Annotated in this window: 20 protein-coding genes and 1 other RNA gene; 7 read left to right on the top strand and 14 right to left on the bottom strand. The window is 69.2% G+C overall.

What is annotated here, in order from left to right; genetic code table 11:
• Positions 1-4 precede the first annotated feature (4 nt).
• From ACQP2T_RS52790 to ACQP2T_RS52805, 4 genes are read right to left on the bottom strand one after another with little or no spacing between them, the layout of a single operon-like run.
• The gene (locus ACQP2T_RS52790; RefSeq protein WP_433512348.1) at positions 5-1,318 is read right to left on the bottom strand and encodes an MFS transporter; all 1,314 of its coding nucleotides are present in this window, start codon (positions 1,316-1,318) and stop codon (positions 5-7) included.
• The gene (locus tag ACQP2T_RS52795; protein WP_433512349.1) at positions 1,315-2,247 is read right to left on the bottom strand and encodes an ornithine carbamoyltransferase; all 933 of its coding nucleotides are present in this window, start codon (positions 2,245-2,247) and stop codon (positions 1,315-1,317) included. Before ACQP2T_RS52795 ends, ACQP2T_RS52790 begins: the two co-directional genes overlap by 4 nt.
• A 13-nt stretch (positions 2,248-2,260) precedes the next feature.
• A complete protein-coding gene (locus ACQP2T_RS52800; RefSeq protein WP_433512350.1) occupies positions 2,261-2,500 on the bottom strand; it encodes an MbtH family protein in 240 nt (79 codons plus the stop codon).
• 38 nt (positions 2,501-2,538) lie between these two features.
• On the bottom strand, positions 2,539-3,579 hold the full coding sequence (locus ACQP2T_RS52805) for an ornithine cyclodeaminase family protein (protein WP_433512351.1): 1,041 nt from the start codon (positions 3,577-3,579) through the stop codon (positions 2,539-2,541).
• Positions 3,580-3,667: 88 nt separating this feature from the next.
• Between ACQP2T_RS52805 and ACQP2T_RS52810 the strand changes: the two genes are divergently transcribed.
• The gene (locus ACQP2T_RS52810; protein WP_433512352.1) at positions 3,668-3,892 is read left to right on the top strand and encodes a hypothetical protein; all 225 of its coding nucleotides are present in this window, start codon (positions 3,668-3,670) and stop codon (positions 3,890-3,892) included.
• A 45-nt stretch (positions 3,893-3,937) separates the two neighbouring features.
• The gene (locus tag ACQP2T_RS52815) at positions 3,938-5,344 is read left to right on the top strand and encodes a cation:proton antiporter (RefSeq protein ID WP_433512353.1); all 1,407 of its coding nucleotides are present in this window, start codon (positions 3,938-3,940) and stop codon (positions 5,342-5,344) included.
• Here ACQP2T_RS52815 and ACQP2T_RS52820 read toward each other — a convergent pair.
• Both ACQP2T_RS52820 and ACQP2T_RS52825 read right to left on the bottom strand, forming a co-directional pair.
• Positions 5,328-8,333, bottom strand: a complete 3,006-nt coding sequence (locus ACQP2T_RS52820; RefSeq protein WP_433512354.1) for a tetratricopeptide repeat protein — start codon at positions 8,331-8,333, stop codon at positions 5,328-5,330. The two genes, ACQP2T_RS52815 and ACQP2T_RS52820, sit on opposite strands and share 17 nt — an antisense overlap.
• Positions 8,334-8,569: 236 nt before the next feature.
• On the bottom strand, positions 8,570-9,385 hold the full coding sequence (locus tag ACQP2T_RS52825; RefSeq protein ID WP_433512355.1) for a HalD/BesD family halogenase: 816 nt from the start codon (positions 9,383-9,385) through the stop codon (positions 8,570-8,572).
• Positions 9,386-9,626: 241 nt separating this feature from the next.
• Here ACQP2T_RS52825 and ACQP2T_RS52830 point away from each other — a divergent pair, with 241 nt between their 5' ends.
• The gene (locus ACQP2T_RS52830) at positions 9,627-10,037 is read left to right on the top strand and encodes an effector-associated constant component EACC1 (protein WP_433512356.1); all 411 of its coding nucleotides are present in this window, start codon (positions 9,627-9,629) and stop codon (positions 10,035-10,037) included.
• A gap of 61 nt (positions 10,038-10,098) precedes the next feature.
• Positions 10,099-11,976, top strand: a complete 1,878-nt coding sequence (locus ACQP2T_RS52835; RefSeq protein WP_433512357.1) for a caspase, EACC1-associated type — start codon at positions 10,099-10,101, stop codon at positions 11,974-11,976.
• Between the two features lie 112 nt (positions 11,977-12,088).
• Here ACQP2T_RS52835 and ACQP2T_RS52840 read toward each other — a convergent pair whose 3' ends face one another.
• Both ACQP2T_RS52840 and ACQP2T_RS52845 read right to left on the bottom strand, forming a co-directional pair.
• The gene (locus ACQP2T_RS52840) at positions 12,089-12,415 is read right to left on the bottom strand and encodes a multicopper oxidase domain-containing protein (protein WP_433512358.1); all 327 of its coding nucleotides are present in this window, start codon (positions 12,413-12,415) and stop codon (positions 12,089-12,091) included.
• Positions 12,416-12,897: 482 nt separating this feature from the next.
• Positions 12,898-13,740 carry a zinc-binding dehydrogenase gene (locus tag ACQP2T_RS52845; protein ID WP_433512359.1) on the bottom strand — a complete coding sequence of 281 codons (843 nt, stop codon included), beginning with the start codon at positions 13,738-13,740 and terminating at the stop codon, positions 12,898-12,900.
• A 419-nt stretch (positions 13,741-14,159) separates the two neighbouring features.
• Here ACQP2T_RS52845 and ACQP2T_RS52850 point away from each other — a divergent pair, with 419 nt between their 5' ends.
• Positions 14,160-15,401: an IS110 family transposase gene (locus tag ACQP2T_RS52850; protein ID WP_433512360.1), complete on the top strand. Its 1,242-nt coding sequence runs from the start codon at positions 14,160-14,162 to the stop codon at positions 15,399-15,401.
• Positions 15,402-15,548: 147 nt separating this feature from the next.
• Here ACQP2T_RS52850 and ssrA read toward each other — a convergent pair.
• The 5 genes from ssrA to ftsE all read right to left on the bottom strand — a co-directional run bounded on the left by ssrA (position 15,549) and on the right by ftsE (position 20,191).
• Positions 15,549-15,932: a transfer-messenger RNA gene (ssrA, locus tag ACQP2T_RS52855) on the bottom strand.
• A gap of 281 nt (positions 15,933-16,213) precedes the next feature.
• Positions 16,214-18,088: a penicillin-binding transpeptidase domain-containing protein gene (locus tag ACQP2T_RS52860; RefSeq protein WP_433512361.1), complete on the bottom strand. Its 1,875-nt coding sequence runs from the start codon at positions 18,086-18,088 to the stop codon at positions 16,214-16,216.
• Complete coding sequence (gene smpB / locus ACQP2T_RS52865) at positions 18,085-18,552, bottom strand: SsrA-binding protein SmpB (protein WP_357949212.1); 468 nt, start codon at positions 18,550-18,552, stop codon at positions 18,085-18,087. Before smpB ends, ACQP2T_RS52860 begins: the two co-directional genes overlap by 4 nt.
• A 23-nt stretch (positions 18,553-18,575) precedes the next feature.
• Positions 18,576-19,481, bottom strand: a complete 906-nt coding sequence (gene ftsX, locus ACQP2T_RS52870; RefSeq protein WP_433512362.1) for a permease-like cell division protein FtsX — start codon at positions 19,479-19,481, stop codon at positions 18,576-18,578.
• Between the two features lie 20 nt (positions 19,482-19,501).
• Complete coding sequence (gene ftsE / locus ACQP2T_RS52875; RefSeq protein ID WP_049564761.1) at positions 19,502-20,191, bottom strand: cell division ATP-binding protein FtsE; 690 nt, start codon at positions 20,189-20,191, stop codon at positions 19,502-19,504.
• A gap of 203 nt (positions 20,192-20,394) precedes the next feature.
• On the opposite strand from ftsE, the gene ACQP2T_RS52880 reads away from it, so the two are divergent.
• Positions 20,395-20,586, top strand: a complete 192-nt coding sequence (locus ACQP2T_RS52880; RefSeq protein ID WP_225295827.1) for a hypothetical protein — start codon at positions 20,395-20,397, stop codon at positions 20,584-20,586.
• Here the strand turns inward: ACQP2T_RS52880 and prfB are convergent.
• Entirely contained in the window at positions 20,572-21,687 is a 1,116-nt protein-coding gene (prfB, locus tag ACQP2T_RS52885; RefSeq protein WP_433512363.1) for a peptide chain release factor 2, read from the bottom strand. The genes ACQP2T_RS52880 and prfB overlap by 15 nt on opposite strands.
• 47 nt (positions 21,688-21,734) lie before the next feature.
• On the opposite strand from prfB, the gene ACQP2T_RS52890 reads away from it, so the two are divergent.
• Positions 21,735-22,751, top strand: a complete 1,017-nt coding sequence (locus tag ACQP2T_RS52890) for a hypothetical protein (RefSeq protein WP_433512364.1) — start codon at positions 21,735-21,737, stop codon at positions 22,749-22,751.
• Positions 22,752-22,869 lie beyond the last annotated feature (118 nt).

The following is a 22,869-nucleotide window of genomic DNA, read 5'->3' on the forward strand; positions in this document are numbered from 1 at the left end:
TGTCTTACCTCTCGAGGTCACCGCTCGGCTGCAGCGAGCGGTCGGGAACGGGTTCCGGGCCAGATTCCGGGCCGGCGTCCAGTTCGGGGGCCCGGCGGATGGCGGGGGTGAGGGTGACGACGGCCGCGACGACGGCCATGACACCCGCGAGGGTGAGCGCGGCGCCGGTGACGCCGATGCCGTCGAGCAGCCATCCGGCCAGCAGTGACCCCAGGGGCAGCACGCCGAAGGCGAGCGTCCCGATGGCGCTGCCGACCCGGCCGAGCAGGTGCTCCGGCGTGATCCGCAGCTGGTACGCGGCGACGGCGACGTTCCACACGGGCCCGACGAAGCACAGCACGCCGAACGTCAGCCCGAGCGCGAGCGGTCCGTCGACGACGGCGATGAGCGGCATGAGGGCGGCCCACAGCCAGTTCGCGCCGATGACGACGGTCTTCATGGACAACAGACGGGTGATCTTGGGGGCGGCGAGCGACCCGGCGACGCCACCGGCACCCGCGCCCAGGAACAGCAGCCCGATGGCGCCGGGTGAGGCCCCGTCGCCGGTGGCGGCCACGATGACGATCAGGTTGAGGCTCTGGAACAGCAGGTTGCTGGCGGCGATGGCGAGCACGGCCGAGCGCAGGAACGGCTGCCGCCACAGCCAGGCGATCCCGGCGCGCAGCTCGGCCAGCGGGTTCGGCGCGGGCTCCCCCGCTGCCGGGGCAGCGCGGAAGGTGCCGCGCAACGCCAGCGACGTCACGATCGAGACCAGGTACGTGACCAGGTCGAACGCGAACGGCAGCCATCGCGCGAACCCGAACAGCGCGCCCCCGACGGGCTGGCCGAGCAGCAGTGCGCCACGGATCCGGGCCTCGTTGGCCGACAGTGCCTCGGGCAGCTGTTCCTGGGACACGACGTGCCGGATGGCGGCCTGCTCGGCGAGCTGGTGGCCGACGGTGAGCACACCTTCGACGAACGCGACCACGACGAGCTGGGCCAGCGGCGGCCGGCCGGCGGTGAGCGCGACCACGATGCTGCCCAGCGCCAAGAACCGGCCCACGTCGCAGAAGACCATCACGGCCCGCCGGTCGAGCCGGTCCACCAGGACGCCGGCGGGCAGCTGCGCCAGCAGGTACGGCAGTCCGGCGGCGAACCCGACGACGCCCGCCTCGGTGGCGGAACCGCCGAGGGCCAGCACGAGCATCGGCATGGCGATGGCCGAGGCGTGCGAGCCGAGCGCGGAGGCGGCGCCGCCGACCCAGAGCAGCCGGTAGGAGCGGTTGCCGCGCAGCGGGGCGGCACTCACCGGGTTGCCGCGCGGCGGGGCGGCGCTCACCGGTCCGGTCCCAGCAGGCACCATTCGAGCACCGCCAGCGCGCCGGCCAGCTTCCCCTCGGCCTGCTCGAACGCGATGCTGTCGGACCCGTCGAGCACCTCGGCGTCGACCTCCTCGCCACGGTGGGCGGGCAGGTCGTGCATGAAGATCCCCTGCGGGTGGGCGGCCATCACCTCGGCCGTCACCCGGAACGGCGCGAACACACTGCGCCAGTCAGGGTCGGGCTTGGTCGTGCCGGTCGTCTGCCAACGGGTGGTGTAGACGATGTCGCACGGCTTCATCGGCGTGGTCATGTCGTGCTCGACGGCGAGGAAGCCGCCGCGCGCCTCGATGCCGCGCCGGGCCACCGCCAGCACCTCGGGGTCCAGGCCGTAGCCGGGCGGGGTGCGCAGGTGCAGCTCGATGCTGCCGTAGTGGGCGAGCGCGAGGACGAGCGCGGCGGCGGTGTTGTTGCCCTCGCCGATGTACGTCAGCCGCAGCCCGTCCACGCTGCCGAAGCGGCGGTGGATGGTGGCCAGGTCGGCGAGCGCCTGGGTGGGGTGCTCGCCGGCGCTCATGGCGTTGATCACGGCCATCCGGTCCTGGGCGGCGAACGCGCGCATCTCCGCGTCGCTGCCGGCGGTCCTGGCCACCAGGGCGTCGAGCATGCCGGACAGCACGCGGGTGGTGTCGGCCACCGACTCGCCGGTGTTCTCCTGGAGGTCGGCGGGGCCGTAGGCGATGATGTCGGCGCCGAGCAGCTGCGCGGCGCGGGAGAAGGCGGTGCGGGTCCTGGTGGAGGTGCGGCGGAAGTAGACGCCGACCGTGCGGCCGGACAGCGGGCGGTCGCAGCGGTGGTGCCCGGAGCCGTACCACGCGGCGCGCTCGACGATCCGGCGTACGTCGCCGGAGTCGAGGCCGGCCATGGAGATCAGGTGTCTGACGGACATGGCGACGGCCTCCTCACGCGATCGGGTCGCCGGCGGTAGCGGCAGTGGCGGCCATGCGCTCGCGCAGGCTCTTGGGGCGCATGTCCGTCCACACCTGGCCGATGTGGGACAGGCAGGCGTCGCGGGTGCCCTCGACGCCCTCGGCGTACCAGCCGGCGGGCAGCTCCTTGCCGGCGGGCCAGATCGAGTACTGCTCCTCGTCGTTCAGCACGACGCGGTAGGTGCGGCCGTCGTCGGTCTCGTCGTTGCTCATGATCGTGCTCCCATCGGTTCTGTCGGGTTGGGGATGGTTCATCGGGGCAGCGGGATGCCGCGGCCCTCGCGCATCGCGATCCGGTACACCTCGGTGGCCAGCGCGATGTCCTCGATCGCCAGGCCGAAGGGGTTGACCAGGATGACGTCGTCGGGGTGGTAGCGGCCCGGGTGCCGACCGGCGAACACCTCGCCCAGCTCGGCGTCCACACGGCGGACGCCGGCGCCCGCGTGCTCGCCGGGGCCGGCCACGCGCCCGGCCCGATGCATGCGGCCGAGCAGCCGGTGCTCGTCGTCGCGGACCAGGGCCCAGTCGTCGACCAGCAGGGTGCCCGCCTCGACCACCACGTCGGGCAGGACGTCGTCGAGGGAGACGTTCACCACGACGCAGCCCTTGCTGAGCCAGTCGTAGGCGATGTAGCCCTGGGTGGTCGTGGTGGCGGGGATGACCAGGTCGGCGCCGAGCACGGCCTCACGGGCCGTGTCGGCCAGGGAGATGCGGATGCCGTACGCGCGCAGCAGGGCTTCCACCCCGTCCGCGAGGGCGGCGGCCCGGCCCGGATCCTGGTCGTGCAGCACGATGGCGGCGGTGCCGGGCAGGCATCGGGCCAGCAGTTCGATGTGCGTGCGGGCGATGGCGCCGGCGCCGATGACGCCGACGGTGATGACCTTCTGCGGCAGCAGCGCCTGGGCGCTGGCCACGGTCACGCCCGCGGTCCTGAGGGCGCTGATGTGGGCGGAGGCCATGACGCAGCGGATGCGCGCGGTCTGGCGGTCGAAGAGCATGGTCAGGCCGCTGGCGCGGGGCAGGCCGCGTTCGGGGTTGTCCAGGCAGCCATTGATGATCTTCGTGCCGGCCATCTCGAAAGGGCCCCCGACGTAGCCGGGCATGTTCAAGCTGCGGGCGGCCGCGCCGGAGGGGCTGGTCCAGCCGAGGTAGGCCTCGGCAGGCAAGGTGGTCTTCCCCTCGGTGTGCAGGACGAGGGCCTCGCGCACGATCTTGACCGGGTCGAGGCGCTGGCAGGCCCACCTGGTCTCTTCCTCGGTGAGGTACCAGAGTGCGGTGGCGTCGTTGTTCACGCCGGTAAGTCTGTGAAGGCCGCCTATCGGGCGGGCTTCGCGCCGCTAAGCGGGCGGACTTAGCGAGCGCTTAGTGCGAAGAAAGCCCGTGCCGATTGAGTATGGGGCAGAGCAGATCTTCGAGACCACGAAAGCAGGCGTCATGCTCAAGCGGCTGATCACCCTCGCCATCATCGCTGCCTCCCTCGCGCTGCCGGCCGTCGCGCTCGCCGCCGGGACGGACACCGCGCCGGCCGGCCACGTGATCGCCGGCGGCACCGACCCCGGCGGCGACGTCAACACCCACTGGGGCTGGGACCCGACCCACTCCTGACGCCCTCGCTCGTCCCCCCGTACCTCGTCACTCATCGGAGCCGACATGTCCGTGCGACTCGACGACGGGCCGGAACTGACCTCCCCGATCGTCCGTCCGCGATCACTGCGGATGATCGCTGTCTACCTGGCGCTGGTCGTGGTACCCGTCGCCCTCATCTGGTTCACCCTCCGGCACGGCCTCTCCGCTCCGGGGCGGCCGGCCGGCGGGCCGGCCGCCCCCAGCGTCCCCGACGTCTTCCCCAGGCTGCTGATCGCCGTGCCGGTGATCCTGGCCGCCTGCCACCTGTGCGGCCGCCTGTTCCGGCGGCTCGCGCAGCCCCCCGTCATCGGCGAGATCATCGCCGGCGTGCTGCTCGGCCCGTCCGTGCTGGGCGCCCTGTGGCCCGCCGGGTACGCCACCCTGTTCCCGCCCGGCCTGGTCTCGACGCTGTCCACGCTGTCGCAGGTCGGCCTGATCTTCTTCATGTTCCTCGTCGGCTACGAGCTCGACCTCGACCTGGTCCGGCAGCGCAGCTACACCGCCGCGGTGATCAGCCACGTCAGCATCGTGGTGCCGTTCCTGTGCGGGGTGCTGCTGGCGCTCGCGCTGTACCCGGCGCTCGGCTCCGGCGGGGTCGGGCAGCTGGCGTTCACGCTGTTCTTCGGCATCTCGATGAGCATCACCGCGTTCCCGGTGCTGGCCAGGATCCTGTCCGACCGGGGCATGAGCCGCACACCGGTCGGCGTGATGTCGCTGACCTGCGCGGCCGTGGACGACGTCACGGCCTGGTGCGTGCTGGCCGCCGTGGTGGCGGTCACCCGCAGCGCCGCCGCGGACGTCGCACTGGTCACGGCGGGGATGTCGGTGGGCTTCTTCGCGGTGATGGCGTTCGGGGTCCGGCCGCTGCTGCGGCGGCTGCTCGGTCCCGACGGCCTGCTGCCCGAGGCGGCCGTGCTGCCGGTGGCGCTGGCCGGCGTGATGCTGTCGGCGCTGGCCACGGACGCGATCGGGATCCACTCGATCTTCGGCGCCTTCCTGTTCGGCGCGATCATGCCGCGTGGGTCCCTGCCGGTGCGGCGGGCCGCCGGGCAGTTGCACGGCCTCACGGTGACGCTGCTGCTACCGCTGTTCTTCGTCTACACCGGCCTGCACACCGAGTTCGGGCTGCTCGGCGCCGACGGGCGGCTGTGGGCGTGGTGCCTGCTCATCACCGCGGTCGCGGTGCTGGCCAAGGCCGGCGGCTCGACGACGGCCGCCCGCGTCTCGGGCATCGGCTGGCGTGACTCGCTGTCGCTGGGCGTACTGATGAACTGCCGGGGGCTGACCGAGCTGGTGGTGCTGAACATCGGGATGTCCATGGGCGTGATCAGCCCGACCGTGTTCACCATGCTGGTCTTCATGACGCTGGTCTCCACCGTGATGACGGCCCCCTGCCTCGACCTGCTCCGGCGCCTCAAGCGCGACTCCTGACCGGCTGGCGTAACGCCAGCCGGTCGCGCAGGCCGCCGGCCTCGACCGAGTCCAGGCCGGCCAGCAGCGCCCAGGCGGCGCGAGCGGCGTCCTCCGCCGCGTGCGCCCCCTCCGCCGAGGCCAGCCCATCGCTCGCCTCGGCCAGCCCGACCAGCGCCCGGGCCTCGAACGGCGGCAGGCCCAGGCTGCGGAAGACCTCCACCGCCTCGCCCAGCCGCCCGGCCGCCTCCCCGAACCTGCCGCGGGCCAGCGCCAGCTCGCCCAGCTCGTGCCGGACCCGGCCCTCGACCAGCCGCTCCCCCACCCGCACGGCCAGGGCCAGCGACTGCTCCAGGGTCATGTGCGCCTGGTCGTGGCGGCCCTCGCGGACGTAGACCTGGCCGAGCCCGTACAGCATGTACGCCTCGCCGATGTGGTCGGCGCCGTCCCTGACGATGCGCAGCGCCAGCGTGAACGACCGGCCGGCCCGGTCGATCTGGCCCTGCCGCAGGGCGCTCTCGCCCAGCCGGTAGAGCACCTGCGCCTCCGAGCGGCGGCTGCCCACGTCCCTGGCGATCTTCAAGGCCCGCTCCAGGTACGTCTCCGCCTCGGCGTACTCGCCGCCGTCGAGCAGGGATCGCGCCAGGTTGCTCAGCACGTGGGCCTCGCTGGTGCGGTCTCCGACCAGCTTGAAGACCTCAAGCGCCTCGCCGTACCGGCGGATGGCCTGCTCGGTGTCGCCGCGCAGCGAGTCGACGTAGGCGAGGTTGCGCAGCACCAGCGCCCACCCGTGCGGCTCGTTCTGCTCCTTGAACAGCCGCAGCGCGGGTTCGAGCGCCTCCAGGGCGGCGTCCGGCTCAAGCTGGAAGATGCGCAGGCTGCCCAGGGAGTACAGCATGGCGGCCACGCCGCGCGGGTTGGCCTTCCTGCGCACCACGCCGAGCGCCAGCTCGGTGGTGGAGCGCCAGTCGTCGAAGTAGCTCCTGGCCTCGAACAGCGTCTCGGCGGCCAGCGCCAGGTCCCAGCAGAGCTCGTCGAACCCGAGCTGCGCGGCCTGCCGGACGCCCGCGACCAGGGCGGCGCGCTCGCCGTCCAGCCAGTTCATCGGGTGCGGCGAGAGCCGTTCGAGCAGCGCGGGCGGCGGCGACCAGCGGGCCTCGCCGCTGTGCAGGATGGTGTAGTCGCCGCCGTACTCGCGGCGGTGCGCCTCCTTGGCCAGCGCGAGCCAGGCCGACAGGGCGCGGCGCAGGCTCGCGGTGCGATCCGCCGCGCTGTCCTCGGCCAGTGCCCGGTCGCGGGCGAACGTCCTGATGAGGTCGTGGAAGCGGTAGCGGGGCGCGCTCTTGGCCGGGCCGGCGCCGGCGTCCACGAGCTGGGCGTCGACCAGCGCCTCCAGCAGATCCTCGGCCTCGGCCGGATCCTCGTCGAGCAGGCAGGCGCCCACCCAGCCGGGGAAGTCCGGAGTCTCCAGCAGCGACAGCAGGCGCAGCAGCCGCTTGGCCGGGCCCGGCAGGCCCTGGTAGCTGACCTCGATGCTGGCCCGGATGCCGAGGTCCCCGTGCTCCAGCTCGTCGAGCCGGCGGTTCTCGTCGCGCAGCCGGTCGGCGAGCCGGCCCAGCTGCCAGTGCGGACGGGAGGCGAGTTTGGCCCCGGCGATGCGGACGGCCAGCGGCAGGTGCCCGCACAGCTCGGCGAGGGCGGCGGCCTGCTCGGGCTCGTCCCGGACCCGCTGCTCGCCGAGGATGCGTTCCAGCAGGGTGACGGCCCGGCCGCTCTCCAGGACGCCCAGCTCGATGCGGCGGGCGCCGGGCAGGCCGGTCAGCCGGGTGCGGCTGGTGACCACCACGGCGCAGCCGGAGCTGCCCGGCAGCAGCGGCGTCACCTGCGACTCGCTCATCACGTTGTCGAGCAGCACCAGCATGCGCCGCTCGCCGAGCCGGCTGCGGTATATCTCGGCCCGCTCGTCAAGGGTGTCGGGGATGGCGGAGCCGTCCACGCCCAGGCCGCGCAGGAAGCGTTCCAGAATCTCCAGCGCGGACGCGGGCCGGCCACTGCCGCCGCGCAGGTCGGCGAACAGCTGCCCGTCGGGGAAGTGCTCGCGCACGTCGTGGGCCACCTGCACGGCCAGGGTGGTCTTGCCGACGCCGCCCCGGCCGCTGATGACGATGGTCGGCACCGTACCCGACGCCTCGCCGCCCTCCGGGCCGGTCAGGGCGTCCACGATGTCGGCGAACGCGCCGGTGCGCCCGGTGAAGTCGCCGATCGCGGCGGGCAGCTGGCGCGGGATGACCTGGACGGCCGCCATGGGCGTGTCGCGGGGCGCGGCGGGCGGCTGCTCGGCGACCGCCTCGTCGCCGATGTCGCCGTCGCCGCGCAGGATGGCCTGCTCCAGCCGGCGTAGTTCGTCGCCGGGCTCGATGCCCAGCTCCTCGACCAGCGTCGCGCGAGCCATGCGGTACGTCTCCAGCGCCTCGGCCTGCCGTCCGGACCGGTAGAGGGCGACCATGAGGTGGGCGTAGAGGCGTTCCCTGAGCGGGTGGTCGCGGACCAGGACGGTGAGGTCGCCGATGATGTTGGCGTGGCGGCCGAGCGACAGCTCCAGGCGCAGCCACTCCTCGACGGCGGCCAGGCGGCGCTCCTGGAGCTGCAGCGCGCCGCCGCGGATGATCCGGCCCTGGAGGCCGTCGAGCGCGGTGCCGTACCAGAGGCCGAGCGCCGACTGCAGCTCGGTCACCGCCTCCTGGGGTTTTCCGGCCTCGACCAGGGAATACGACTTCGTGATGAATTCTTCGAACTGATGGGCGTCAATATTCTCCACAGGAATATTCAAGATATAGCCCGGCGGTCTGGTGCTGATGACGTCGGTCAATCCCAATGCGGAAAATGTCCGGCGGAGCCCCGAGACGCAAATGTGGATCTGCACCCTGGCCGTGCTCGGCGGCTCATCGTCCCAGATGGCGTCCAGCAGGCGGTCCATGGAGATGACCCGGTTCGGTTCCAGGGCGAGCATCGCCAGAATGACCTGCGGACGTGCTCCAGTGAGTGGTATTCGGCGACCCTCTGCCAGTACCTCTAATGGCCCCAGGATCCGAATGTGCATGGGCACCCCTATACCCTGTTATTGGATGCTCTCTCGTATATATCCCATTTTCGTCGGCATGTCTGCGCATATGGGACTGCCGAAACGGCGGCGGTCCGGACGGGAGGCAGCGGGCCTCCCGCCCGGACCGGGCGGCGATAGGACGATCAGTCGAGGTAGACGGCGTCGGTGGTCTCGTAGGTCTTCTCGGTCAGCAGGTCGGAGACGCCGGAGTAGGTGAGGTTCACGATCGAGCGGGTGATGCCGTCCGTCTGGATGGGCATCGTGCGGTGCAGCGTGGTGTCGGTCTTGAAGAAGTACGACTCACCGCTTTCGTGGTGGTAGGTACGGATCGGGCCCCGCGTCAGGCACCGGTTCACGGCCGGGTCCTGCTTGTTCCACGGCGTGTGCGGCACGCACTGGAGCAGGCCGCCGTGCTCGGGTGCGGGCGCCTCGGAGATGAAGATCCAGGCGAACTCGTGGTCGCCCCAGTGCCAGCCGTGCGTGTCGCCCACCTGGGTCTGGTGGGTGCCAGTGATCTGCTCGTCCGGGTAGGTGCAGTCGAACACCGGGGCCCCGGCGATGTCGCCGAGCAGCCCGCGGAACGCCGGCACGTGGTAGAGCGCGGTGAACAGCGTGCTGTGGGAGGCGAACAGCGAGTTCGGCAGGCTGCCCAGCCGGCGCGGCGTGTTGCCGGTCACGGCCACGCGGATGTCGATGCGGCGGGTGTTGGCCGCCGTCAGCATGGTCGTCTCCTCCTGGAGGCGGCGTACCATCTCGTCGGGCAGCAGCCCGGTCATCCGCGCGTAGTGCTCGCGTGAATACTGCACCGCGGCCTTCTCCACCGCGTCCGCGCGGGTGGCCAGGTGCTTGGACAGCAGCGTGTCCAGCTCCTCGACCACGTCGTCCCGTACGGTCGCGGGCGGCCGGTTGCCGGCCTCGAGCAGGGTGGTCGCGGCGCCCTCGGGGGTCAGGGTCTGCATGGTCTCTCCTTGTCGTCGCGGCGAACGCTGATGCGCTTTCGGCGGTGGCGTCAGGTTCTGAGCTCGGACCGAGCCTCGCCCGACCGGCTATCACCGCCCTTTCGCCACGGCATCGCGCCGATAAGGCAGGCGGGATCCGCGGAATCCGGGTTCGTTCCATGTGGGGTTTGGCCAAAATGGGTGATGCCCGCAGCACGCAGAGTCGCCGTGGCGGAAGCGCTTGAGGAATGGAGGCTGGGTCATGGCTTTGCGCCCAGGTCAGCGCGGCGAGCACAGCCGGCCTATGGAGGCCGAGATCAGGATCAGCGGCGGGGACACGGTGGGTGAGCTGGCGTCGCTGACAGGCTGGCTCCAAGGCCAGCGCGCGCTGGCTGGGTGTGTACGCCTGGTCAGATCCGCGCCGGGTGACGAACAGCTCGGCGGGGTGATCGAGCTGCTGAGTGTGGCCGCCGGGTCGGGCGGAGCCGGAGTGGCGCTGGTGCAGGCCTTGAAGGCATGGCTGGCCAACCGCCACTCGGATGTGAGCATCACTGTCACCACCGAGGCCGGCACCGTGACGGTCGAGGCCAAGCGGGTGGACCAGGCGCTCCCACTGCTACGGCAGGTGCTGGCGCACCAGATTGACGAGAGCTCCCGTCGCGATGGTGCCTGAGGCAGCCGGCTGGGCGGCCTCTCGGGCGATCCTCATCGGCGTATCCACATACAAGAACCGCATGTATCCCGGCATTCCCGCCGCCGCCAACAGCCTCAACGGCGTGCACCAAGTGCTGACCGATCCGCGATTGTGCGGCTGGCCCGCCGATCGGGTCACCGTACTGGCCGACCCGTACGACAGCCGTACGGTGGCCACACTCATCCGCCGCTTGGCAGGCCAGACCAGCGAGGTGTTGCTGCTGTACTACGTCGGGCACGGCGTGGTGACCGACAGCGGCGAGCTGTGCCTCACCCTGATCGACACCGACCCTGACGATCCGGACCTGACCGGCCTGGAATACCGGCACATCCGCGCCGCCTTCAACCACAGCCCCGCCCGCGTCAAAGTCGTCATCCTGGACTGCTGCTACTCCGGCCGGGCCATTGAGGCCCTCTCCGCCCGAGACACCCTGGTCGCCGACCACACGGACATCCGGGGCGTCTACACCCTCACCGCAGCCGACCTGGAAGCCCACACCCCACCCCCCGATGCGCAGAAGGACGCCTGTACCTCCTTCACCGGCGAACTGCTGGAACTGATCCGCACCGGCGTCCCCGGACAGGAAGACCCGCTCACTCTGGGCACTCTCTACCTGCATCTGCGCCACCGCCTGTACACGCGGGGTCTGCCCGCTCCCAACCAGCGCGGCACCGACACCGCCCACAGCTTCGGTTTCACCCGTAACGCCGCGCGCTTCGAGGTCTCACCCACCCCCGTCCGGCGGCCCGAGCTGCCCGGCAGACCGTCGATCCCGTCCCGCGATCCCATCGGCGCTGTCGCTGCCGACCAGCGGCACACCAGGCGACAGGCGCTGCTCCTCGCATCCGCCGTGACCGTGTCTGTGGGGGGCGCCCTGGCATTCAGCTCCCTGATCGACGGACACCGCGACCAGCCCCATCAGCCCGATCCAGGCACCGCGAAACCCACCACCCCCGAACCAACCGAACATCGGCAAAACACCGGCAAAACTCTCATCGGCCGCATCGGCCCGGCCTCGGGGCTGGCGGTGGGCACCCTGGACGGCAAGACCATCGCCGTCACGACCAGCACCGACGGTGCGGTACGGGTATGGGATCTCGCCACCCTCAAACAGCTTGGAAAACCTTTCAACGCTTCGGCCCTGGAGGTGGCGATGGACACGGTGAACGGCAAGACCATCGCCCTCACCAGCACCACCGACGACACGGTGCGGGTATGGGATCTGGCCACCCGCGAACAGCTTTGCCAACCCCTCGCCGGCCACAGCGATACGGTCACGGGGATGGCGGTGGGCACCCTGGACGGCAAGACCGTCGCCGTCACCGGCGGCGCCGACAAGACGGTGCGGATCTGGGACCTCGCGGCGGGCAAGCAGCTCGGCCAACCCCTCACCGGCCACACCGGCGAGGTGTGGGATGTGGCGCTGACCACTCTTGATGGCGAGACCATCGCCGTCACCGGCAGCAATGACACAACGGTGCGAGTCTGGGACCTTGCGGCGGGCAAGCAGCTCGGCCAGCCCCTCACCGGCCACACCGGTCCGGGCACGGGAGTATCGGTCGCGGCGGGCACATTGAACGGCAAGACCGTCGCCGTCACCGGCGGCGCCGACAAGACGGTGCGGATCTGGGACCTCGCGGCGGGCAAGCAGCTCGGCCAACCCCTTACCGGTCACACCCGTCCAGTCTTGGAGGTGGCGATGGGCACTCTGGATGGCAAGACCATCGCCGTCACCTGCGGAAGCGACAAGACGGTGCGAGTGTGGGACCTCGCGGCGGGCAGGCAGCTCGGCCAGCCCCTCACCGGCCACACGGACACGGTCTGGGAGGTCGCGGTGGGCACTTTGGACAACAAGGCCATCGCCGTCACCGGCAGCATGGACTACGCCGTGAAGGTGTGGGACCTGAGCACGTTGTAGCCGCATCATCGCTCAGCCGTAGGACAAGCCCAAGCTGCCCCTAGAGACTCGGGCTCGCGACCAGGGCGCCGGTGACAGCCACCCTCTGACGTTCATGATTCCCCTCTGGTCGTCACTCGGGCAGGTCATGCCCGGACGAGAACGGCGTGGTGACCCCCTGGTACGCGAGGTGCATGATCATGCCGTTCGCGCCGTGTTGGAAGATGTGGCAGTGGTCCAGCCAGATGCCCGGATTGTCGGCGATGAACTCGATCTCGTAGATCTCGCCGCTGCCGACGTTGAGCGTGTCGGTCCACCAAGGGCTGCCGGACGCGGGTTCGCCGTTGCGGGAGACCACGCGTACGCGGTGACCGTGCAGGTGGAACGGGTGGTTGATGATGCTGCGGCTGGCGATTCGAACCCGGACCGTGTCGCCGCGAGCGACCTCGAGGGACGGCACCGCTGGATAGAGGCGGCCGTTGATCGAACTGCTGACCCACGAAAGGCTTCCCTGGCTGAACCCGGTCGTCCAGTCGCAGGTCGAAGATCCGCTGGTAGGAACCAGCGGCGGGCGGTGAGCCGGATCCGTAGGTCAGCGGATCGAACTGCTCGCCGACCCGGTTCTATCGTCCGACGCATGTCTTTTGTCCCCTGCCGGGGGGATACGGTGGGAGAACGTTCTGGCGTACGTATGAACCTCGCGCATCGACTCGGCGAGTGGGGGGTTCACTACGATTTCTTGAATGCGGACATTTCCCGGCAAATATCCGTGTCTGCTCGGCAGGCGTCACGAGCAGCGACGCAGCGACGAACCGATCGACGCCGCCCGTTCCGGGCGCGGCGAGGCGGCTGGTGCCCAAGGGCGGGTGACGGGGCCAGGCAGCTCAGCCCGGCCCCGTCACCCGCCGCGCGAGTGTTCCGGCGAGCCGAGCGGAACGGCCATCAGGAGCGCGACACCAGGATGACCTTGCCGGCCACCGTGCGGGACTCGGCCAGCGCGACCGCTTCGGCGGCCTGCCGCAGTGGGAAGGTCGCCGCCACCTGTGGGGTGAGCACGCCGTCGGCGAGCAGCTTGAAGACCTCGGTGAGGTCTTGGCGCAGCCGCTCGCGGAACGTCGCCAACTGGCGGTGGCCGGTCCAGAAGTTGTAGAAGACCGCCTGCCTGCCGTTGGGCGAGCTGTTCCACATGAAAAGCTGGGAGAAGAGCTTCATGTACTCCAGCTGCGCGGAGCCGGTGTCGTTCTTCGACGCCGCGGTGCCGTACGAGACCAGCGTCCCGCCTTTGTGGACCAGGTGCCACGACTTCTTCAGGCTCTCGCCGCCGACGTGGTCGAAGACCGCGTCCACCCCGTCCGGTGCCAGCTTGGCGATGCGGCGGAAGCACTTCGGGTCCTGGTAGTCGACCGGCGTGGCGCCGAGCTGCTCCAGCAAGGGGTGGTGCCGCTCGGACGCTGTGCCGATCACCGAGATGCCGTGGTGCCGGGCCAGCTGGAGCAGGGTGGATCCGACGCCGCCGTTGGCGCCGTGCACGACGATCGTCTGCCCGGCGCGGACCTTGGCCACCCGGAACAGCATCTGCCACGCGGTGATGCCGTTGACCACCACGGTCTCGGCCGCTGTGGGGCTCACGGCGTCCGGCACGGCCACCAGGTCGGCCGCGTCGACCAGGATGTCGCTGGCCCAGCCGCCGACCTTGGTGACCACGGCGAACCGCCGCCCGACCAGCGCGGGATCCGCGCCCGGCCCGACCTGGGTCACGATGCCTACCGCGTCATAGCCGGGCACGAACGGAAACGGCGGCTGGCCGACTCCGACTGGTCATGATCTCCCCGGTGGAGATCATCAGATCGATATCTGGGATGAGCTTCGACATGGCTCAATCGGTCAACGGGGAACGCGCGGGCGAAGCCCGCGCCCCAAAGACAAACGTCCGGAGCGAAGCGGAGGCCCTAATGAGAGCTAACGGATCTGTCCGGTTCAATGGGGCAGAGTTCGGGTTGGTAGCCGCTGGCAGGTGAGCACTTCGAGGCCCTGGACCTTGAGTCCTGCCTGAAGACCGTGCCCCTGCTAGTAGCCGGGAGAGTGATCGCTGCTGGGATGTCGTGCCCGCCCGTGTGGCGTGAGCACTGTGTTCATTAGGTCGCTGATGGTTCTCTCCTGACCGGCTGCCGCAGAATCGAGGCTCGAGACCGAGGGAGAAGCGGGTGCTGTTCGTCGGGGATGACTGGGCTGAGGACCACCACGATGTGGAGGTGATGGACCAGAGCGGCAAGCGGCTGGCCAAGGCGCGGCTACCGGAAGGGGTAGCCGGGATGGCCCGGCTGCACGCGATGATCGGCGAGCAACTGGGCGAGCCGGCGCCAGAGCAGGATGAGGATGAGGCGGCCGCGCAGGTGCTGATCGGTATCGAGACCGATCGGGGGCCGTGGGTGCAGGCGCTGATCGCCTCCGGGTACACCGTGTACGCGGTCAACCCGCTGCAAGCCTCGGAGTATCGCAAGCGGCACAGCGTGTCGGGCGCCAAGAGCGACGCCGGTGACGCGCACGTGCTGGCCGACATGGTCCGCACCGACGCCCACCAGCTGCGCACCGTGGCCGGAGACAGCGACCAGGCCGCCGCCGTCAAGGTGGTGGCCCGCGTGCACAAGACGCTGATCTGGGAACGCACCCGGCACACCCAGCGGCTGCGACACGCGCTGCGGGAGTACTTCCCCGCCGCGCTGGACGCCTTTGACGACCTGGATGCCGCCGACAGCCTGACGTTGCTGATGCGCGCGCCCGACCCGGCCTCTGCCGCGCGGCTGACGATCACGCAGATCAGCACAGCGCTCAAACACGCCCACCGACACGACATCCCGGCCAAGGCCGCCGCCATCCAGGCCGCCCTGCGCAACCGACAGCTGGGCCAAAGCGAGCCGGTCAGCGCCGCCTACGCCGCCGGCGTGCAGGCCATCGCCGCCGTCCTTGCCACCCTGAACGAGCAGATCAAGAATCTCCAAGGCGAGGTGGAGACACATTTTGGCGAGCACCCGGACGCTGAGATCATCACCTCCCAGCCCGGCCTGGGAACGATCCTCGGCGCCCGGGTGCTGGCCGAATTCGGCGACGACCCCACCCGCTACACCAACGCCAAAGCACGCAAGAACTACGCCGGCACCAGCCCCATCACCCGCGCCTCCGGCAAGAAGAAAACCGTGCTCGCCCGCTACGTCCACAACGACCGGCTCCGCGACGCCCTGAGCAGCCAAGCCTTCACCGCGCTCAACACCTCACCCGGCGCCCGCGCCTACTACGACAAACAACGCGCCCGCGACCTCAGCCACCAAGCCGCACTCCGCCAACTCGCCAACCGACTCGTCGGCATCCTGCACGGCTGCCTCAAAACCCGAACCCCCTACAACGAAACCACCGCCTGGTCACACCACACCCAAAACCCCGCGGCTTGACACCTAAGCTCCTGGGATGTCTTCAGGGGGCGCGGCTCCGGCGCGACTGGGAGCAACGTCTAAGGCCCTCAAGCGCGCACCGCCCCTGTGAAGCCCTTTGAAGCGAAAAGGCGGCACCCGTAGCAGGTGCCGCCGTATCACGATCAACAGTGGAGGTGGCGGGAATCGAACCCGCGTCCTTCAACCCCAAGACAGGGCTTCTCCGGGCGCAGCCTGCTGTGCTTTTCTCAGCCCCGGCAATCACGCAGGCGTGTCGCCGACGGGCTCAGCCACTGTTTGATTTCCCGCTCTCCCCCGTGGCCGGGTTGAGCGGTTGAGCCTTCTAGCGATGCCAGGTCCCGGGCCGAAGGCACTCCCGGGCTGACAGTGGTTACGCTACTTAGGCAGCGAGGGCCAGGGAACCCTGGCCGACCACAGTGCTCTTAGAATTGGCACTTGTTGTTTGCGGTCACAGTGTTAACGAGGTTATGTCCGCAGTCCTCGGCCCGCTTCACCTGACTTGCAAAGTCGAAGTCGAAGCCAGTCACCCCCATGTGCAGTTGTCAACACGGCCCCGAAGAGCCGAGCAACATGACCTTACATCCACCAACACCTGCGGCGTCAACTTGATTCCCCTCGCGCCGAAACCCCCGGAAACGCGTAGGCGTTCCCGGGGGCCGACCGGCAGGGTCGAGCCGGTCCGGACGGCAGGACTTCCCCCGAGATGAAGTCCTGAACTCATCACGGCGACTGCACCCGCAACCCCCCGAGCGGGGCAGTCATTGAGTAAGACGCAGCCGGCCACCCGAACGGTTGCCTAGAGTGACAAGAAATCACTTAGCGTCGCGCAGGCCGGAGAAGAAGTCGCCCGCGACCGCCGCGGGGTCGTAGTTCTTGGCCATGACGGCTATCGCCACGTCGCCCTGCCAGCCCACGAACCAGCCCATCCGCTTCTCCTGGTCGCCCGCGGCCGTCACGCCGTAGACCTGGCCGCGGCCGGCCTGGGCGGGCGAGCCGGTGGCGCCGGCCTGCATCATGGCGGTCAGTGCCGTGCGCACCTTGGGGTCGACGGCTACAGGCTCCGGCGGCTTGACCGCGACCGTCTCCGTCGAGGGGTCGGGCGTCTTGGGGTCGGTCACCAGCACCGGCGGGTGCCAGGTGCCCGAGGCGATCGCCCCCGCGACGAGGGCCATGCTGAGCGGGCTGACCTCGACGTTCTGGCCCGCGATGGCCCTGGCCTTGTCGGCGTCGCTGGTCAGCTCGGGCAGCGAGCCGCTGAACGACTTGAGCGGCAGCCGCCAGTCCTTGCCGATTCCGAGCGCCTCGGCACTCTTTTTCAGGGCCGTGGCGTCGACGCGCCGGGCGAGCGAGGCCAGGGCGGTGACGCAGCCCTTGGCGAAGTTGTCCTTGAACGTCGGGGAGGCGCCGACGACCTGACTCGCCGTCACGAAGTGCGCGCCGCCCACCGTGCGCTCGGCCGGGCAGGCGAGCTTCTGCTTGGTCTTCATCCCGGTTTTGAGCAGCGCGTCGGCGGCCACGATCGAGAAGGCGGTGCCGGCCGGGAACTTGCCGGCGAGGGCGTCCTTCTCCTGGTTGAGGCCCTTCGTGCCCACCGCAAGGATCTCGCCGGTCGACCGGTCGACCGCTACCAGTGCGCTGGTCTCCGTCTGCGCCACGGCGCCTTCGGCGGCGTGCTGCTTGGCGCTGTCGATCGTGGTGTGTACGGGTACGTTCTTGCGGCCGGGCCACTCCTGCAGCTGCGCGACCTCGTCGTCGGTCTTGAGGTCGAGGGTGATCACCCGGGTCTGTGTGGAACCGGTGAGGTAGTCCTGATAGGCCCGCTGGAGCCCGCTCTGTCCGTAGGAGTCGCCCGCCCGCTGCGGGCCGCCGAGTTTCTGCTCGGTCTCCGGGGTCAGCGCGCTCACCTTGCCGACGATGTCCTTGGGCGCGTCGGGTGCGACAGGCTGCTTTTGCGGCTGGGTTATGAGCTGCGGGATCTTTTCGAGCTTGTCCTTCAGCTCGCTATAGCGTTGGGCGCCGAAGTTGGCGAGCTGGACGAACTGCTTCGGCGGCGACGACCTGATGCGGCTCAGCAGCCGGTCCTGGGCGAACCCGGTGATCCCCGCGAGCTGCTCGACGACCTCCTCCGCCTGGTCACCGAGCTGCGAGGGGGTGACTCCGACCACGTAGAGGAACTGGGGGTTCTGAAGCGGGTTGTTGTTTCTGTCGACGACCGACTGGCGGGGGTTCGGGTCGGTGGAGACGGCGAACCGCTGGCCGTCCTTCAGCTGCGGGTGCAGCACGGAGGGCGACCAGCGTACCTTCCACTGGCCGTTCACAAGGTGCAGCGGGAGCACGCCGTCGTAGGCCCAGAGGGGGTTGTTCTCCCCCAGGTCGACCTCGGCGCGGAAGTCGGCCCGCGACTGGTCGCCGGCCAGACTGATGCTTTTGATCTTGAATCGGAACGAAGCCGCATCGAGCTCTATCTTCGCGTCCGACAGCGCCTTGCGTACGGTCGCCCGGTCACCGTCGGTACGGCCGGCGGCCAGGTCGTAATCGTCGGACTGCCAGCCCACCAGGAAGTCCCGCACGGCATCGTGCGGGGACGACTCCTCGAAGCAGGCGGTCAGCGACATGCTCGCGACGGCCAGCGTGACGGTCGCGGCCAGGCCGCGGCGTACGCGGCCCAGGCGTACGGGACGGTTCATCGGTTGCGATGCCGCACTGCCCGGGCCATCTCGCGCTTGGCCTGCTGCTCCGCCAGCGTCTGCCGCTTGTCCCAGTCCTTCTTACCGCGGGCGATGCCGATCTCGATCTTGGCCCGGCCGTCCTTGAAGTAGAGCGACAACGGCACGATCGTCAGCCCGCCCTCCTTGGTCTTGGCGGCGAGCTTGTCGATCTCCTTGCGGTGGAGCAGGAGCTTGCGCTTGCGACGGGCGGCGTGGTTCGTCCACGTCCCCTGGGTGTATTCGGGGATGTGGACGTTCAGCAACCACGCTTCGCCATCGTCGATGGAGGCGTAGCCGTCGGTGAGGGACGCTCGTCCCTCGCGCAACGACTTCACCTCGGTGCCCTGCAGCACGAGCCCCGCCTCGAAGGTGTCCTCGACGTGGTAGTCGTGCCGGGCACGTTTGTTCTGGGCGACGACCTTCCGCCCGGTCTCACGTGGCATGCTCCGACCTTACCGGCGATTCGTCAGACCCTGAGGTAGCGGCGAAGCGTGACGAACGACGCCAGCACACAGATGAACACACCGATCACCATGGTCAGCGTGATCACCGAGGCCACCGAGTCCCAGCCGAGCTGACTGCCGAACGCGAAATAACGCGCGATCTCCTCGAACAGGAAGACCTTCGCGACGATCAGCATCACGGCGGCGATCACCCCGCCCATCAGCCCGGAGATCACGCCCTCCATGACGAAGGGCAGCTGGATATAGAGGTTGGACGCCCCGACCAGCCGCATGATCCCGGTTTCTCGACGGCGGTTGAAGGCCGACAGCCGCACGGTGTTGCCGATCAGCAACGCCGCGGCCAGCACAAGGACGATGGCCACCGCCAGCGCGCCGGATCTGAGCTTGTCGAGCAGCCCGAAGAACTGGTTGACCAGGTCCTTCTGGTTCGTCACCTGCGACACGCCGGCCTTGCCCGTGAGCGCCTGCACTATCGGTTGATAGTTGTTGGGATCCTTCAGCTTGACGCGGAAGGACGTGGGCATGTCGTCAACCTTGGTCGCTTCGACGAGCAGCTTGTTGGCGGCATAGGACTTCTGGAAGTTGGCGTAGGCGTCGGCCTGGTTCTCGTAGATGACCTGTTCGACGCCGGCCATGCCCTGGATCTCGCCCTGGAGTTCCTTGGTCTGCTGGGCGCTGATCGGCTTGCCCTTGCAGCTGGGCATGGTGGGGTTCTTGCCGCACAAGAAGACCGAAACCTCGACCTTGTCGTACCAGAAGCCCTGCATCATCGTGACCTGGGCGTTGATCATCAGGCCGATGCCCAGCATCGCCATGCCGACGGCCACGGTGATGACCACCGCGATCGTCATGGTGAGGTTGCGACGGAGGCCGATCCAGACCTCGGAGAAGATGAAGTTCGCCCGCATGTTCTGTCTACTGCTCCCTGTCAGTACGCCTGGCCGTACACGCCACGCGACTGGTCGCGGACGATCTTGCCGTCCTCCAGCTCCACGACACGCTTGCGCATGGAGTCGACGATGGCCGCGTCGTGCGTGGCCATGACGACCGTAGTGCCAGTCCTGTTGATCCGGTCGAGCACCTTCATGATGCCGATGCTCGTCGCGGGGTCGATGTTGCCCGTCGGCTCGTCGGCCAGCAGGATCATGGGCCGGTTGACGAAGGCGCGGGCCATGGCGACGCGCTGCTGCTCGCCGCCGGACAGCTCGTCGGGCATCCGGTGGGCCTTGCCTTCCAGGCCGACCAGCTCGATGACCTCGGGCACCACCTTGCGGATGAACCGCCGCGGCTTTCCGATGACCTCGAGCGCGAACGCCACGTTCTCGTAGACGTTCTTGTTCGGGAGCAGCCTGAAGTCCTGGAACACGCAGCCGATGCGGCGGCGCAGGTGCGGCACCTTGAAGTTGGACAGGCGGGCCAGATCCTTGCCGGCGACGTGAATCGCCCCGGAGTTGGGCCGCTCCTCCTTCAGAACCAGACGCAGGAAGGTGGACTTGCCTGATCCCGAAGGACCGACGAGGAACACGAACTCGCCCTTGTCCACGTCAACGGAGACATGGTCGAGAGCGGGCCGGTTCTGGTTCGTGTAGACCTTGGTGACATTATCGAAATGGATCACGAGAGCATCACGGCATGCCAGTCTAGGGGTCAGGACGGAAGCGAGGGTGGCACATGCCCACTTCCCGCCACACACCTATCGGGGACGGCTTTCTTTACTGATGATCGACGTTCCGATTGGCCAGAGCACAGTCTAGGGGGAAGACTGGCATGGAACGTCCATAACGGAAACAAAACGATTGTGCGGCTAGACTTGGGGCTGACATGAGTTGCCAACACCTCGTATGCGCGCAGTGCGCCCACCCCGTGATCGAGGGCCGCTGCCCCCTCTGTCGTGCCAACCGCGAGCGGATGCACAACCACGGCTTCGCCGGGCTGTCACCCGCCCTTATCCTGCTGCTGCTGGTCGTGCTGCTCTTCCTGGCCCTGGTGCTCAAGCACCTAAGCGGGCTCTGATTCCTGCCGGCGCATCCAGCGGATCTCCGACTCGATGAACTCATCGATGTCGCCGTCGAGAACGGCGGTCGGGTTGCCCGCCTCCGTGCCCGTGCGCAGATCCTTCACGATCTGGTAGGGGTGCAGCACATAGTTGCGGATCTGCGTGCCCCATGACGTGGTCGAGGCGCCCCGCAGCTCGGACATGCGCTCAGCCTCCTCCTGCCGCTTGCGCTCCAGCAGCTTGGCCTGCAGCACGTTCATCGCCGAGGCGCGGTTCTGGAGCTGTGAGCGCTCGTTCTGGCAGGAGACCACGATGCCCGTCGGCAGGTGGGTGATGCGGACCGCCGAGTCGGTCGTGTTGACGCCCTGGCCGCCGGGTCCCGACGAGCGGTAGACGTCGATGCGGAGCTCGTCCTCGTTGATGTCGATGTGGTCGGTCTGCTCGACAACCGGCACGATGTCGACCCCGGCGAACGAGGTCTGGCGGCGGCCCTGGTTGTCGAACGGGCTGATGCGGACCAGACGGTGGGTGCCGTGCTCGCCACGGAGCGTGCCGTAGGCGTAGGGCGACTTGATCGTGAAGGTGGCCGACTTGATGCCGGCCTCTTCCGCGTAGGAGGTGTCGTAGACCTCGGTCGGGAAGCCCTTGCGCTCGGCCCACCGCAAGTACATCCGCAGCAGCATCTCCGCCCAGTCGGCGGCGTCGACGCCACCGGCCTGCGAGTTGATGGTGAGCAGCGCCTCGCGCGCGTCGTAGGGGCCGGACAGGAGGGTGCGGACCTCCAGCGCGCCGATGTCGGACCGGAGCGCGGCCAGCTCCTTGTCGGCCTCGGCCCTGGTGTCCTCGTCACCCTCCTCGGCGGCCAGCTCGTAGAGGACGCTGAGGTCGTCGAGGCGGCGCACCAGCCCTTCGACGCGGTTGAGCTCACCCTGCATGTGTGAGAGCTTGCTGGTGACCTTCTGGGCCTGCTCAGGGTCATCCCACAGGTCGGGCGCGGCTACCTGCCCCTCCAGCTCCTCGATCTGCTTGCGCATGGCGCCGAGGTCGAGCACGTCCTGGATGCTCCGCAGGGTGCCCGCGAGCTCGTTGATCTCTTCTGCTGGATCGATACCTGCCACGTTTCCTTAGGGTACGCGACCCTCGCGGGCCCGAATAACATGGCCACGTGCGTAGTTACGGTCGGCGGAAGGTGCTGGCGCTCGCCGCCGGCCTGCTGGCCGCGGCGGTCGGCTGCTCGGCCGCGCCACAACCCGAGCCCAGTCAGGTGGCGGCGACCACGGCGAAGTCCGTGACCCCGACGCCCTCGGCGGAGACCCCGCTGATCACGCCGGCCGACGCGGCCAAGGCGTTCGCCACGTTCACCGCCACCGACGACCTGCTGCGGGCCGGAGGCGACCTACGGCTGGCGATGCAGCTGACCCGCGACGCGGAGGCGCAGCTCACCTCGGCCGCGTTCCTGTCGACCGGCAACCGGCCCTCTCGCTACACGTGGGGCGCGCCGACGCTGATCGTGCCGCGGTTCAAGCAGAGTGAGGCGGCGCCCTGGTTCACGGTGCTGGCCACGCGCAACGGCCATCCGACGCTGCTGACGTTCGCCAGGGACGACGACTGGCGGCTCAGCGCGGCGACGCAGCTGCTGCCGGGGCAGGACCCGCCCCACATCCAGTTCGACGCGGACGGCTATGCGACGGTGCTGGCGCCCGATGACAAGAGCATCACCATCAGTCCGCAGTTCATGGGCCCGCTGCACGCCACGGTGGCGGAGGCGGGCGAGACGGGCGTGGCGGCCGGCCTGCTCGAACGGGGCCCCTACACCACGGACGTGGCGGAGCAGATCACCACCGACCGGGAACGCGCCAAGATCGGCGGGTTCAGCTACGACTCGATCTTCAGTGCCGGCGACTACCCGGTTTACGCGCTGCGCATGGTGGGCGGCGGGGCGCTGATCCAATACGCGATGACGCGCACGACGACGACCACGGTGGAGACGGACAAGGCGGATTTCGTCCCGGTGCCTGAGTCGGCCCGCTGGCTCTATCACAACGACAGGGCGCGCCGCTTCCTGAAGACGACGGAGATAAACCAGTACGCGACGGTCGTCCCACCGTCCGGCACCCCTACTCCGGCCGCCATCATCGCCCACACCGGCGCCCTCACCAAGGCGATCGGCGGCGATCCCTAAACCCCCCTTTCTTCTTTTACGGCAGGCACGGTGGGCCCCACCCACCGCACGGGGCTGGGGCCTGTCCAGGGGCACGCTCCTCCGGTGAAGGTGGCTTGGCGCCGTTACGTGCGCATTC

This window comes from Nonomuraea sp. CA-143628 (assembly GCF_050942315.1).
Taxonomy (GTDB): domain Bacteria; phylum Actinomycetota; class Actinomycetes; order Streptosporangiales; family Streptosporangiaceae; genus Nonomuraea.